This window comes from Staphylococcus sp. IVB6214, assembly GCF_025558585.1.
Taxonomy (GTDB): domain Bacteria; phylum Bacillota; class Bacilli; order Staphylococcales; family Staphylococcaceae; genus Staphylococcus.
In genome coordinates this window covers 237607-252733 of the sequence record NZ_CP094723.1, presented here as the reverse complement: position 1 = coordinate 252733, position 15127 = coordinate 237607, and the positions used below count along the sequence as shown (strand labels likewise).

The window sequence follows — 15127 nt, the reverse complement described above, 5'->3', positions numbered from 1 at the left end:
TTCGGCTTGTTGCCTTAGGCGTCTCGTATTAGAAATGATTTTAGATACACATCTCTAAGTGTGTTAGGACATATTAGATAGCGATTACTACGTAATATATTTATGCAGCGTTATTTATTAGTAAACTATCCTTTTTACGTCGTTGATATAGCTTAAAAATAATCAGTATCCTTGCCTTGAAGTTATTAAAGTTTCGATAGCCATATGATACACGTTTAATAAGCTTAATTTTATTATTGATACCTTCAATCGCTCCATTGTTTAACTTAGGGTGTTTAATTGTTGAATAAAGGATATACTCGTATTTTTTATAGAACCGAATGACACGCCAAACACCACGTGATACATGCTTCTTTTCAACACTCATTAAAGTTTCTTTGAAACGTAACCAATCACATTGTTTTAATGCTTCTCGAAGGTGATGAACTAACATATATGTGTCATAGAGCTGCTGATCAAGATTTAATAGATACTCTAAAATATCTCTTGATGTCGTATACGTTTTGAAGGACTTCGACCAAAAGTATTCATAGCTGTTGATATCTTGTCTGTCAGAAAGGAAAAGTTTCCAGTGTTTTTTCATTTTCGTGTAATCTGTTGATGACTTATAGCGACAAGTATTCATTATAGAAATACGTTGCTTATTAAGTTCACGGTTAAGGTGCTGAACAATGTGAAAACGATCAAAGATTAAAATCGCATTCGGGAATACTTCATGAATGAAGTTAATGTAGGGTTCATACATATCGGCTGTGACCGTTTTGACAGCTAATCGTTCACGACGATCAAAACGATAGAAGTACTCTTTAAGTTTGTGAATACGTCTATCTTCTAAGATATCGATAATCTGATTCGTTTCATTATTTATAAACAGAAAACTCATCGCTGTTGTCACATTTTTAACGCTTTTAAATTCATCTATGGAGAGATGTTTAGGCAATCCAGATGAAGGTTTTACTATTAATGATTGTGAGATATGGTGAATACATCTCTTAACTGTGCTTGGTGAAACACTACAATCATTAGCAATGTCTATCTCAGACTGTACACGTGTGAGTTTGTCCTGAATCGCTAATTTCACACGGTTAGTAATAAAGCAATTACTATCAACAATGTTTGTTTGAGCCGTAAAAGTCTTTAAACAATGTAGACACTTAAAGCGTTCTTTCGCTAAATTAAGATAAACATTAGACTCTTGAGATTTTAATAGTGTTAAACGCGAAACACGTTTACCGTGCTTATGTATTTGTCCGTCATTGACACAACCACACTTCATACATGCCTTTGGTGTATAAGAAAGTGTTCCATAAACAACCGTAGAAAGCTGACCACGCACTTCTACATCTTCTTCCACTTTAAGAACTTGAATATTTTCATCTTTTATTTTTAATAGTTTTAATATATCATTACACATAGGCGCATCATGTCTCCTCTCATTTTTTGTTTAGGCACTTAAAATTATAGAGGCATGAGCGCTTTTTTTGTATCAAAATGATTTAAAAAACAAAAAAGGGCGGGACAGCAGTTCATGCCATCCCACCACAAAAGATTAAGACCCTTTAAATATGACAAAAGCCATTCAACAATGACGTTGAATGGCTTTTTCTTATATATTATGAAGCAATCACGTTTTCAATAAAGTAGCGCATCATGGTTGTATCTTCTGTGAGTTCTGGGTGAAAAGATACGCCTAGATAGCGTCCTTGTTGCACGGCAATGATCTTGTCATCAATTGTACCGAGTACAGCAACACCTTCACGTACGGATTGGATGTGCGGTGCACGGATGAAGACACCTTCTACCGATTGTTCAATCCCTTCAATGTCGAGCATTGATTCAAAACTATCCACTTGGCGACCAAATGAATTACGTGCAACCGTAATATTCAGCTTTTTCAAGTAACCTTCTTCACCTTCAATATCATCTGCAAGTACAATCAACCCTGCACATGTTCCATACATCGGTAATGATGATTCACGTAATGCCTCTCTGAAGCCATATAACGTCATCAGACGGCGTAACGTCGTAGATTCACCACCGGGTATCACTAAACCATCTAACGTCTCTAGCTGTGCGACTGTCTTCACAGCGACTGCTTCATGACCACATGCCTCAATTTGTCGCATATGTTCACGAACGGCCCCTTGTAATGCTAATACACCGATTCTCATCTTACCAACCACGCTCTTGCATACGTTCTTCTAATGAAAGTTGGTTGATATCCAAACCTTTCATTGCCGCACCTAAATCTTTCGCAAGGCGACCGATTAATTCGTAATCTTGATAATGCGTAGTCGCTTGTACAATCGCTTTGGCAAATGTCTCAGGATCCTCAGACTTAAAGATACCTGAACCAACGAAGACACCATCCGCACCAAGTTCCATCATCAATGCGGCATCTTGTGGCGTTGCAACACCGCCTGCCGCAAAGTTTACGACTGGTAAGCGGCCATGCTTTTTAATATCTTGTAAGATATGGTATGGTGCGCCTATGTTTTTCGCTTCCGTCATCAACTCGTCGTCACTCATCACTGTAATGCGCGCGACTTCTTGATTCACTTGACGCATATGACGTACCGCCTCAACGATGTTTCCTGTTCCCGGTTCACCCTTCGTACGTAACATTGCTGCACCTTCACCGATACGACGTGCAGCTTCACCTAAGTTACGGCAGCCACATACGAATGGAACCGTATAGTCGCTTTTCTTCAAATGGAACACTTCATCCGCTGGTGTTAATACTTCTGATTCATCTATGTAGTCGACACCCATTGCTTCTAATACACGTGCTTCTGTAATATGACCGATACGGCATTTCGCCATCACTGGAATGGATACAGCATTCATTACCTCTTCAACAATCTTTGGGTTGCATGCACGTGCCACACCGCCTGCTGCACGGATATCTGATGGTACACGTTCAAGCGCCATCACTGCTACTGCACCTGCTGCCTCCGCAATCTTTGCTTGTTCTGCATTCACGACGTCCATGATGACACCGCCTTTTTGCATTTCTGCCATCCCACGTTTTACACGTTCTGATCCAACTTGTTTCGTCATAATTTATTTCCCCCTTTATAGTTGTTTAGATGTAGCTTATACTAATAACTGAACTGGTTAAAGTATCAAATTAACAAAAAATAAAAGGGTCAGATTGGAGAATACCAAATGGAAATGCTCATGTTTCATATCGATAAGTCACAAAAACAACCGATTTACATGCAATTATATGAAAATATTCGCAACAGCATTATTAACGGACAACTACAAGAAGATGAGAAATTACCATCAAAACGTTTATTAGGAGACTATCTATCCATCAGTCAAACAACCATTGAAAATGCTTATGCACAATTATTGGATGAAGGATATATTTATAGCAAACAGCGTTCAGGTTATTTCGTAAGTGATATTGATACATTACCACTCATTACACCACAACGACATATTGTAACCAAACCAAAAATGGCACAATCATCACGTTACAACTTTCAATTAGGTGCTATTGATAAAGCTTATTTTCCATTTGAACAATTTCGTAAATTTTCCAAAGAAGCATTCGATACGTCGCAAGATAACTTGATTGAGTCTGGAGATCCACAAGGTGACTTCACTTTACGTCAACAAATCAGTCATTACCTTTTTCATAGTCGGGGCGTCCAATCAACACCTGAACAAGTCATCATTGCCTCATCGACGGAACAACTGTTATCTATCATTACAGATTTATTGCCTAAACAACACACATTCATGCTGGAAGACCCAATCTATCCACAAGTGCCACAGTTATTGACCCGAAAACACATTCCGTTTCAATTTGTTCCCGTACAAGATGATGGTATTCACATTGACCATATTGAACGATGTCAACATAACATTGTTTACATCACACCCAGTCACCAGTTTCCGACAGGTGTGACCATGAGCCTACAAAACAGAGTCAAATTGCTCAAATGGGCCAGTCAACATACCGAACGCTACATTATTGAAGATGATTATGATTCTGAATTTCGCTATGAAGGAAAGCCAATTCCTGCACTCCAAAGTTTAGATAAGGCAGAGCGTGTCATATATGTCAGTACCTTTTCAAAATCCATTGCACCAAGTATTCGTATTGCTTATGCTGTTCTCCCTATTCATTTAGCAGAGCGATATCAGAACACAACAAATATAGAGGGGGGGACGGTTCCACGTCATACCCAGTACATGGTCAGTCAGTTTATGGAAAGTAATCAGTTTGAACGTCATCTCAATCGCATGAGAAAAATCTATCGTCAAAAACGTGATATACTCATTCATCATCTATCACAATACCCATCCGTATGCCAAATCGATGGCGCACAAACAGGGATGCATTTCATCATTACCATTACAAATGGATTAAGTGAACAAGCGTGTTTAGAACGCTTCAAAGCATTCGATATCAACTTACAACCATTATCATATTATCGTTTTCAACAGCTCGATACTCCCCCAAGTTTTGTCATAGGATTTGGTGGTATTGATGATAACGCACTCCAATGTCATGCTGAACAACTCATTCAAGCATTACAAGCGACATCATAAACAAACCTCCTTACCAAGCCACAGAAGACTTGATAGGAGGTTTTCATTCAATCTGCTAATAAATGTGGGTTCCGTTGATCACCCTTGTCATACAATGCAATCTCTTGCAACTGCATCAATGCTCGTCGTATTTGCGCATAATTATTCAACATGGGTAATGTCATCATTTCATCTTGTGCAATCCCCTGCTCAAAGTGTTTAGCAATATTTTCAAATACAAGCAAGTACGTCCCCATTGTATCTGTATTCAACAAATCTTTTGGTGGGAATTGAAAACACTGAAGTAACTTAAAATGAATCTGTTGTAACAAAAACATAGCTGGATAATAATACTGTGTTCGCTTGCGGTTAGAAGACCATTCCCCATACGCATGTCGGTAGAGCGTCTCCATATTATCCAACATCACCTTTAATCGTAAAATATCCCGTCGTGCTGTTATCTCAACAGGATACCCATTATTCGAGAATAAATAATGAAACATTTGACTTTCAATACGTGTCACATGCCCCATCATTTCAGGTAGACGCTTACTTGCTAAACGTCTACCAATTAACAGCACACCGAGAACCGCAATAAAAATACCCACCGTCGTATCAAGAAAACGCGGTAACGCAATCATCATCGTTAAATGACCTTGTGCCAAACCACCAAGCAAAATGACCTGCACCGTAATCACACTCATCGCCAAAGCATAATTTGCTGCAATAAACATCTCAGTCAATGCGCTACAAATACACATGACGAACACAACCACTATGAGACTCGGTTCAAACCATAAAAGTCCAATAGCCATCACGATACCAATCAATGTACCAATCCAACGACCACCTGCTCGCTCTATACTCGCAATCGTCGTACCACCGATCAATACCGTGTGGGCACTTAACGGGATCCAATAAGCCCGTTCAAAGTCAAAAGCTAATGCCACAACAATCGCACACCCTACAATGACTGTGTATTTCATCGTCGCAATAAAATTCATTGATTCTGGTGTTAAATTGTATCGCAACCTTGCTAAATATTGCGGAGACTTTACCTTTACTTGACGTTTTACTTGATCATCTGGCATATGCAATACTTCATCTATCTTATAAATCAGTTGAATCAAACTATCATATTTATCTGGAATATCTATACGCTTACGCCAAGGCTCGTCTGGTGAAACACCTTCAATAATACTCGAAGTCAGATAATCCATCATTTCAAATACAATTGGAGGTAATGGACGATAACCCTTCGCATTTAACTCCAGCAACTCAGAATAGATACCTTCAGCTACATGATGTAACAAAATAAGGCGCTGATATGCGGGTGACTTTCGTTGTAAAGCTGAGCGCGTCGTACTTAGAATATCCGATGACATCATCAATGTGTTCACTGCCGATTTGGTTAAATCATTAAATGTCACTTGATCATTAAAATGGTACACTAATTGTCGAACATGTACAAAATCTTGTTGCACCGCTGCTTGTTCAGGTTGTTCACCTTTCAACTTACTTTCGACATATACCAATAGCATACCTAGTAACCCACCACAGCCAACCAAAGCACCTCGATATAAAAAAGCATTCGGGTCTTCAGGCATCACACTCGATAAACTGTATGCAATAATAAAAAATGTTGAAGATGGTCCTGGAATATGTAAAGTTGTAAAAATATAATAAGGAATTACTGCTACACATAATAAACCGATACCGAATAAAATAGGATAACTGACTGTGAGCGTTCCTATCATCATCGCAACAACCAAACCACAGGTTGCGAAAGTGACTGCGCGCATGCGAGATGTAAAAGTACCTTTGAAAACATAAATATGCGCAAACGTACCAATTGAAACGAGCAGTGCTAACGGCATCTGATTCATGTAGACACCAAATAAGAACGGAATCAACATCAATAATCCTTGACGTATCCCTCGATTTATATCAATCTTATCAGTCGCAACAAAAGTGACATTCTTCAAATACCCTTTCATCTTAATCTCCTTTCTTAAACGCAAAAAAAGAGAAGTCATAATGACCTCTCTTAGAAGAATTACCTGGCACCGTCCTACTCTAGCGGAACGTCAGTTCAACTACCATCGGCGCTAAAGAGCTTAACTTCTGTGTTCGGCATGGGAACAGGTGTGACCTCTTTGCCATTGGCACCAGATAAAATTGAATGTTATACATTCAAAACTAGATAGTAAGTATATCATTTACACAAACAAAACCTTGTGAAAAAATTTTGATTAAGTCTTCGATCGATTAGTATTCGTCAGCTCCACGTATCACTACGCTTCCACCTCGAACCTATTAACCTCATCATCTTTGAGGGATCTTATAACCGAAGTTGGGAAATCTCATCTCGAGGGGGGCTTCATGCTTAGATGCTTTCAGCACTTATCCCGTCCATACATAGCTACCCAGCTATGCCGCTGGCGCGACAACTGGTACACCAGAGGTATGTCCATCCCGGTCCTCTCGTACTAAGGACAGCGCCTCTCAAATTTCCTACGCCCACGACGGATAGGGACCGAACTGTCTCACGACGTTCTGAACCCAGCTCGCGTACCGCTTTAATGGGCGAACAGCCCAACCCTTGGGACCGACTACAGCCCCAGGATGCGATGAGCCGACATCGAGGTGCCAAACCTCCCCGTCGATGTGAACTCTTGGGGGAGATAAGCCTGTTATCCCCGGGGTAGCTTTTATCCGTTGAGCGATGGCCCTTCCATGCGGAACCACCGGATCACTAAGTCCGTCTTTCGACCCTGCTCGACTTGTAGGTCTCGCAGTCAAGCTCCCTTATGCCTTTACACTCTTTGAATGATTTCCAACCATTCTGAGGGAACCTTTGAGCGCCTCCGTTACTCTTTAGGAGGCGACCGCCCCAGTCAAACTGCCCGCCTGACACTGTCTCCCAGCACGCTAAGTGCTGCGGGTTAGAAATCCAATACAATTAGGGTAGTATCCCACCAATGCCTCCACGTAAGCTAGCGCTCACGCTTCTAAGGCTCCTACCTATCCTGTACAAACTGTACCGAATTTCAATATCAGGCTACAGTAAAGCTCCACGGGGTCTTTCCGTCCTGTCGCGGGTAACCGGCATCTTCACCGGTACTATGATTTCACCGAGTCTCTCGTTGAGACAGTGCCCAAATCGTTACGCCTTTCGTGCGGGTCGGAACTTACCCGACAAGGAATTTCGCTACCTTAGGACCGTTATAGTTACGGCCGCCGTTTACTGGGGCTTCGATTCGTAGCTTCGCAGAAGCTAACCACTCCTCTTAACCTTCCAGCACCGGGCAGGCGTCAGCCCCTATACGTCACCTTACGGTTTAGCAGAGACCTGTGTTTTTGATAAACAGTCGCTTGGGCCTATTCACTGCGGCTCTTCAGAGCGTGAACCCTAAAGAGCACCCCTTCTCCCGAAGTTACGGGGTCATTTTGCCGAGTTCCTTAACGAGAGTTCGCTCGCTCACCTTAGAATTCTCATCTTGACTACCTGTGTCGGTTTGCGGTACGGGCACCTATTTTCTAGCTAGAGGCTTTTCTCGGCAGTGTGAAATCAACGACTCGAAGAAACGTGTTTCTTCTCCCCATCACAGCTCAATCTTTACGAGTGCCGGATTTGCCTAACACTCAATCTCACTGCTTAGACGTGCACTCCAACAGCACGCTTCGCCTATCCTACTGCGTCCCCCCATCGCTTAAAACGAATTTAGGTGGTACAGGAATATCAACCTGTTATCCATCGCCTACGCCTTTCGGCCTCAGCTTAGGACCCGACTAACCCAGAGCGGACGAGCCTTCCTCTGGAAACCTTAGTCAATCGGTGGACGGGATTCTCACCCGTCTTTCGCTACTCACACCGGCATTCTCACTTCTAAGCGCTCCACATGTCCTTGCGATCATGCTTCAACGCCCTTAGAACGCTCTCCTACCATTGTCCTACGGACAATCCACAGCTTCGGTAATATGTTTAGCCCCGGTACATTTTCGGCGCAGTGTCACTCGACTAGTGAGCTATTACGCACTCTTTAAATGATGGCTGCTTCTAAGCCAACATCCTAGTTGTCTGGGCAACGCCACATCCTTTTCCACTTAACATATATTTTGGGACCTTAGCTGGTGGTCTGGGCTGTTTCCCTTTCGAATATGGACCTTATCACCCACATTCTGACTCCCAAGTTAAATTATTTGGCATTCGGAGTTTGTCTGAATTCGGTAACCCGAGAGGGGCCCCTCGTCCAAACAGTGCTCTACCTCCAATAATCATCACTTGAGGCTAGCCCTAAAGCTATTTCGGAGAGAACCAGCTATCTCCAAGTTCGATTGGAATTTCTCCGCTACCCTCAGTTCATCCGCTCACTTTTCAACGTAAGTCGGTTCGGTCCTCCATTCAGTGTTACCTGAACTTCAACCTGACCAAGGGTAGATCACCTGGTTTCGGGTCTACGACCAAATACTCATTCGCCCTATTCAGACTCGCTTTCGCTACGGCTCCACATTTTCTGCTTAACCTTGCATCAGATCGTAACTCGCCGGTTCATTCTACAAAAGGCACGCCATCACCCATTAACGGGCTCTGACTACTTGTAAGCACACGGTTTCAAGTTCTCTTTCACTCCCCTTCCGGGGTACTTTTCACCTTTCCCTCACGGTACTGGTTCACTATCGGTCACTAGAGAGTATTTAGCCTTAGGAGATGGTCCTCCCAGATTCCGACGGAATTTCACGTGCTCCGCCGTACTCAGGATCCACTCAAGAGAGGTCACGTTTTCGACTACAGGATTATTACCTTCTATGATTAACCTTTCCAGGTTATTCGTCTAACATGTCCTTTTGTAACTCCGTACAGAGTGTCCTACAACCCCAACAAGCAAGCTTGTTGGTTTGGGCTCTTCCCGTTTCGCTCGCCGCTACTCAGGGAATCGATTTTTCTTTCTCTTCCTCCGGGTACTAAGATGTTTCAGTTCTCCGGGTCTGCCTTCTTACATGCTATGTATTCACATGTAGATAACACGACATAACTCGTGCTGGGGTTCCCCATTCGGAAATCTCTGGATCACAGCTTACTTACAGCTCCCCAAAGCATATCGTCGTTAGTAACGTCCTTCTTCGGCTTCTAGTGCCAAGGTATTCACCGTGCGCCCTTAATAACTTAATCTTTGTGATGTTTTGGTAATCGCTACTTTACGACACCAACATCCACCAGTTATTAATTATGTGAGTCGTCATTTGACGACTAGCGATAATTTTTTAGTTTCAAGCTTTCGCTATTCACTCGGTTTTTGCTTGGTAAAATCATTTATACTTACTTATCTAGTTTTCAATGTACAATTTGCATTAAATGGTGGGCCTAAGTGGACTCGAACCACCGACCTCACGCTTATCAGGCGTGCGCTCTAACCAGCTGAGCTATAGGCCCATTTAAAATATTGAATCCTCAAATATGAGCATTCAAAACTGAATACAATATGTCACGTTAATCCGCTTATCACCTTTAGGTGATATTCCGTATATTATCCTTAGAAAGGAGGTGATCCAGCCGCACCTTCCGATACGGCTACCTTGTTACGACTTCACCCCAATCATTTGTCCCACCTTCGACGGCTAGCTCCAAATGGTTACTCCACCGGCTTCGGGTGTTACAAACTCTCGTGGTGTGACGGGCGGTGTGTACAAGACCCGGGAACGTATTCACCGTAGCATGCTGATCTACGATTACTAGCGATTCCAGCTTCATGTAGTCGAGTTGCAGACTACAATCCGAACTGAGAACATCTTTATGGGATTTGCTTGACCTCGCGGTTTCGCTGCCCTTTGTAATGTCCATTGTAGCACGTGTGTAGCCCAAATCATAAGGGGCATGATGATTTGACGTCATCCCCACCTTCCTCCGGTTTGTCACCGGCAGTCAACTTAGAGTGCCCAACTTAATGATGGCAACTAAGCTCAAGGGTTGCGCTCGTTGCGGGACTTAACCCAACATCTCACGACACGAGCTGACGACAACCATGCACCACCTGTCACTTTGTCCTCCGAAGAGGAAAACACTATCTCTAGTGCGGTCAAAGGATGTCAAGATTTGGTAAGGTTCTTCGCGTTGCTTCGAATTAAACCACATGCTCCACCGCTTGTGCGGGTCCCCGTCAATTCCTTTGAGTTTCAGTCTTGCGACCGTACTCCCCAGGCGGAGTGCTTAATGCGTTAGCTGCAGCACTAAGGGGCGGAAACCCCCTAACACTTAGCACTCATCGTTTACGGCGTGGACTACCAGGGTATCTAATCCTGTTTGATCCCCACGCTTTCGCACATCAGCGTCAGTTGCAGACCAGAAAGCCGCCTTCGCCACTGGTGTTCCTCCATATCTCTGCGCATTTCACCGCTACACATGGAATTCCACTTTCCTCTTCTGCACTCAAGTTTTCCAGTTTCCAATGACCCTCCACGGTTGAGCCGTGGGCTTTCACATCAGACTTAAAAAACCGCCTACGCGCGCTTTACGCCCAATAATTCCGGATAACGCTTGCCACCTACGTATTACCGCGGCTGCTGGCACGTAGTTAGCCGTGGCTTTCTGACTAGGTACCGTCAAGACGTGCACAGTTACTTACACGTTTGTTCTTCCCTAATAACAGAGCTTTACGATCCGAAGACCTTCATCACTCACGCGGCGTTGCTCCGTCAGGCTTTCGCCCATTGCGGAAGATTCCCTACTGCTGCCTCCCGTAGGAGTCTGGACCGTGTCTCAGTTCCAGTGTGGCCGATCACCCTCTCAGGTCGGCTACGTATCGTCGCCTTGGTAAGCCGTTACCTTACCAACTAGCTAATACGGCGCGGGTCCATCTATAAGTAACAGCAAGACCGTCTTTCACTATTGAACCATGCGGTTCAATATGTTATCCGGCATTAGCTCCGGTTTCCCGAAGTTATTCCAGTCTTATAGGTAGGTTACCCACGTGTTACTCACCCGTCCGCCGCTAACGTCAGAGGTGCAAGCACCTCGTCTGTTCGCTCGACTTGCATGTATTAGGCACGCCGCCAGCGTTCATCCTGAGCCAGGATCAAACTCTCCATAAAAGAAGTAAGCTTGATTAGCTCGTTTTGATTGTTTAAGTCAATCACTCTTGAAAGTACTACTCTGAGTACTCAAATTATCGGAATTAACGTTGACATATTGTCATTCAGTTTTCAATGTTCATGTCTTTCTTTTGACTCGACAAAAAATAATTATAAACACTTCTTAGTCAAAAGTCAACTCTTTTATTAGATTTTTTCAAAAGAAAAATGACCGTATGGTCATAATAAAATAATTACCTGGCACCGTCCTACTCTAGCGGAACGTCAGTTCAACTACCATCGGCGCTAAAGAGCTTAACTTCTGTGTTCGGCATGGGAACAGGTGTGACCTCTTTGCCATTGGCACCAGATAAAATTGAATGTTATACATTCAAAACTAGATAGTAAGTATATCATTTACACAAACAAAACCTTGTGAAAAAATTTTGATTAAGTCTTCGATCGATTAGTATTCGTCAGCTCCACGTATCACTACGCTTCCACCTCGAACCTATTAACCTCATCATCTTTGAGGGATCTTATAACCGAAGTTGGGAAATCTCATCTCGAGGGGGGCTTCATGCTTAGATGCTTTCAGCACTTATCCCGTCCATACATAGCTACCCAGCTATGCCGCTGGCGCGACAACTGGTACACCAGAGGTATGTCCATCCCGGTCCTCTCGTACTAAGGACAGCGCCTCTCAAATTTCCTACGCCCACGACGGATAGGGACCGAACTGTCTCACGACGTTCTGAACCCAGCTCGCGTACCGCTTTAATGGGCGAACAGCCCAACCCTTGGGACCGACTACAGCCCCAGGATGCGATGAGCCGACATCGAGGTGCCAAACCTCCCCGTCGATGTGAACTCTTGGGGGAGATAAGCCTGTTATCCCCGGGGTAGCTTTTATCCGTTGAGCGATGGCCCTTCCATGCGGAACCACCGGATCACTAAGTCCGTCTTTCGACCCTGCTCGACTTGTAGGTCTCGCAGTCAAGCTCCCTTATGCCTTTACACTCTTTGAATGATTTCCAACCATTCTGAGGGAACCTTTGAGCGCCTCCGTTACTCTTTAGGAGGCGACCGCCCCAGTCAAACTGCCCGCCTGACACTGTCTCCCAGCACGCTAAGTGCTGCGGGTTAGAAATCCAATACAATTAGGGTAGTATCCCACCAATGCCTCCACGTAAGCTAGCGCTCACGCTTCTAAGGCTCCTACCTATCCTGTACAAACTGTACCGAATTTCAATATCAGGCTACAGTAAAGCTCCACGGGGTCTTTCCGTCCTGTCGCGGGTAACCGGCATCTTCACCGGTACTATGATTTCACCGAGTCTCTCGTTGAGACAGTGCCCAAATCGTTACGCCTTTCGTGCGGGTCGGAACTTACCCGACAAGGAATTTCGCTACCTTAGGACCGTTATAGTTACGGCCGCCGTTTACTGGGGCTTCGATTCGTAGCTTCGCAGAAGCTAACCACTCCTCTTAACCTTCCAGCACCGGGCAGGCGTCAGCCCCTATACGTCACCTTACGGTTTAGCAGAGACCTGTGTTTTTGATAAACAGTCGCTTGGGCCTATTCACTGCGGCTCTTCAGAGCGTGAACCCTAAAGAGCACCCCTTCTCCCGAAGTTACGGGGTCATTTTGCCGAGTTCCTTAACGAGAGTTCGCTCGCTCACCTTAGAATTCTCATCTTGACTACCTGTGTCGGTTTGCGGTACGGGCACCTATTTTCTAGCTAGAGGCTTTTCTCGGCAGTGTGAAATCAACGACTCGAAGAAACGTGTTTCTTCTCCCCATCACAGCTCAATCTTTACGAGTGCCGGATTTGCCTAACACTCAATCTCACTGCTTAGACGTGCACTCCAACAGCACGCTTCGCCTATCCTACTGCGTCCCCCCATCGCTTAAAACGAATTTAGGTGGTACAGGAATATCAACCTGTTATCCATCGCCTACGCCTTTCGGCCTCAGCTTAGGACCCGACTAACCCAGAGCGGACGAGCCTTCCTCTGGAAACCTTAGTCAATCGGTGGACGGGATTCTCACCCGTCTTTCGCTACTCACACCGGCATTCTCACTTCTAAGCGCTCCACATGTCCTTGCGATCATGCTTCAACGCCCTTAGAACGCTCTCCTACCATTGTCCTACGGACAATCCACAGCTTCGGTAATATGTTTAGCCCCGGTACATTTTCGGCGCAGTGTCACTCGACTAGTGAGCTATTACGCACTCTTTAAATGATGGCTGCTTCTAAGCCAACATCCTAGTTGTCTGGGCAACGCCACATCCTTTTCCACTTAACATATATTTTGGGACCTTAGCTGGTGGTCTGGGCTGTTTCCCTTTCGAATATGGACCTTATCACCCACATTCTGACTCCCAAGTTAAATTATTTGGCATTCGGAGTTTGTCTGAATTCGGTAACCCGAGAGGGGCCCCTCGTCCAAACAGTGCTCTACCTCCAATAATCATCACTTGAGGCTAGCCCTAAAGCTATTTCGGAGAGAACCAGCTATCTCCAAGTTCGATTGGAATTTCTCCGCTACCCTCAGTTCATCCGCTCACTTTTCAACGTAAGTCGGTTCGGTCCTCCATTCAGTGTTACCTGAACTTCAACCTGACCAAGGGTAGATCACCTGGTTTCGGGTCTACGACCAAATACTCATTCGCCCTATTCAGACTCGCTTTCGCTACGGCTCCACATTTTCTGCTTAACCTTGCATCAGATCGTAACTCGCCGGTTCATTCTACAAAAGGCACGCCATCACCCATTAACGGGCTCTGACTACTTGTAAGCACACGGTTTCAAGTTCTCTTTCACTCCCCTTCCGGGGTACTTTTCACCTTTCCCTCACGGTACTGGTTCACTATCGGTCACTAGAGAGTATTTAGCCTTAGGAGATGGTCCTCCCAGATTCCGACGGAATTTCACGTGCTCCGCCGTACTCAGGATCCACTCAAGAGAGGTCACGTTTTCGACTACAGGATTATTACCTTCTATGATTAACCTTTCCAGGTTATTCGTCTAACATGTCCTTTTGTAACTCCGTATAGAGTGTCCTACAACCCCAACAAGCAAGCTTGTTGGTTTGGGCTCTTCCCGTTTCGCTCGCCGCTACTCAGGGAATCGATTTTTCTTTCTCTTCCTCCGGGTACTAAGATGTTTCAGTTCTCCGGGTCTGCCTTCTTACATGCTATGTATTAACATGTAGATAACACGACATAACTCGTGCTGGGTTTCCCCATTCGGAAATCTCTGGATCACAGCTTACTTACAGCTCCCCAAAGCATATCGTCGTTAGTAACGTCCTTCTTCGGCTTCTAGTGCCAAGGTATTCACCGTGCGCCCTTAATAACTTAATCTTTTTTGATTGACAAGCGCTCGCATTCTGCTTCATCATTTCACAATCGCTCGATTACTTACGAATAGTAAGCGCACTCGCTCTTGCTTATGATTCATAGACTGACAAGCGTTTTCAATTCAAAACTGTGTTATTAATTATGTG

Annotated in this window: 5 protein-coding genes, 1 tRNA gene and 5 rRNA genes; 1 reads left to right on the top strand and 10 read right to left on the bottom strand. The window is 44.3% G+C overall.

The features are described from left to right. Positions 1–100 precede the first annotated feature (100 nt). The 3 genes from MUA51_RS01185 to pdxS form a co-directional block, all read right to left on the bottom strand. Positions 101–1414 (bottom strand): ISL3 family transposase, encoded by a 1314-nt coding sequence (locus MUA51_RS01185; RefSeq protein WP_262559359.1) that lies wholly within the window; start codon positions 1412–1414, stop codon positions 101–103. A gap of 199 nt (positions 1415–1613) precedes the next feature. Next, positions 1614–2171, bottom strand: a complete 558-nt coding sequence (gene pdxT / locus MUA51_RS01180; RefSeq protein ID WP_262560071.1) for a pyridoxal 5'-phosphate synthase glutaminase subunit PdxT — start codon at positions 2169–2171, stop codon at positions 1614–1616. A gap of 1 nt (position 2172) precedes the next feature. Further along, positions 2173–3060 carry a pyridoxal 5'-phosphate synthase lyase subunit PdxS gene (gene pdxS, locus MUA51_RS01175; protein WP_262560070.1) on the bottom strand — a complete coding sequence of 296 codons (888 nt, stop codon included), beginning with the start codon at positions 3058–3060 and terminating at the stop codon, positions 2173–2175. A gap of 108 nt (positions 3061–3168) precedes the next feature. Between pdxS and pdxR the strand changes: the two genes are divergently transcribed. Then, on the top strand, positions 3169–4566 hold the full coding sequence (pdxR, locus tag MUA51_RS01170; RefSeq protein WP_262560069.1) for a MocR-like pyridoxine biosynthesis transcription factor PdxR: 1398 nt from the start codon (positions 3169–3171) through the stop codon (positions 4564–4566). Between the two features lie 47 nt (positions 4567–4613). Here the strand turns inward: pdxR and MUA51_RS01165 are convergent, their stop codons facing one another. From MUA51_RS01165 to MUA51_RS01135, 7 genes are all read right to left on the bottom strand, one after another. Further along, positions 4614–6542, bottom strand: a complete 1929-nt coding sequence (locus MUA51_RS01165) for an FUSC family protein (RefSeq protein WP_262560068.1) — start codon at positions 6540–6542, stop codon at positions 4614–4616. A 61-nt stretch (positions 6543–6603) separates the two neighbouring features. Beyond that, positions 6604–6718: ribosomal RNA gene (gene rrf, locus MUA51_RS01160) — 5S ribosomal RNA — on the bottom strand. A gap of 75 nt (positions 6719–6793) precedes the next feature. Further along, a 23S ribosomal RNA gene (locus MUA51_RS01155) occupies positions 6794–9718 on the bottom strand. Between the two features lie 184 nt (positions 9719–9902). After that, positions 9903–9979 (bottom strand) — tRNA-Ile (locus MUA51_RS01150). 104 nt (positions 9980–10083) lie between these two features. After that, a 16S ribosomal RNA gene (locus MUA51_RS01145) occupies positions 10084–11634 on the bottom strand. Between the two features lie 235 nt (positions 11635–11869). Further along, positions 11870–11984: ribosomal RNA gene (gene rrf / locus MUA51_RS01140) — 5S ribosomal RNA — on the bottom strand. Between the two features lie 75 nt (positions 11985–12059). Further along, positions 12060–14984 (bottom strand): 23S ribosomal RNA (locus MUA51_RS01135). The 16S, 23S and 5S rRNA genes sit together here with 1 tRNA gene alongside, the layout of an rRNA operon. Positions 14985–15127 lie beyond the last annotated feature (143 nt).

Coding starts and splice junctions, on each gene's coding strand:
- MUA51_RS01185 (WP_262559359.1), bottom strand. CDS start 1,414: ATGTGTAATGATATATTAAAACTATTAAAAATAAAAGATGAAAATATT.
- pdxT (WP_262560071.1), bottom strand. CDS start 2,171: ATGAGAATCGGTGTATTAGCATTACAAGGGGCCGTTCGTGAACATATG.
- pdxS (WP_262560070.1), bottom strand. CDS start 3,060: ATGACGAAACAAGTTGGATCAGAACGTGTAAAACGTGGGATGGCAGAA.
- pdxR (WP_262560069.1), top strand. CDS start 3,169: ATGGAAATGCTCATGTTTCATATCGATAAGTCACAAAAACAACCGATT.
- MUA51_RS01165 (WP_262560068.1), bottom strand. CDS start 6,542: ATGAAAGGGTATTTGAAGAATGTCACTTTTGTTGCGACTGATAAGATT.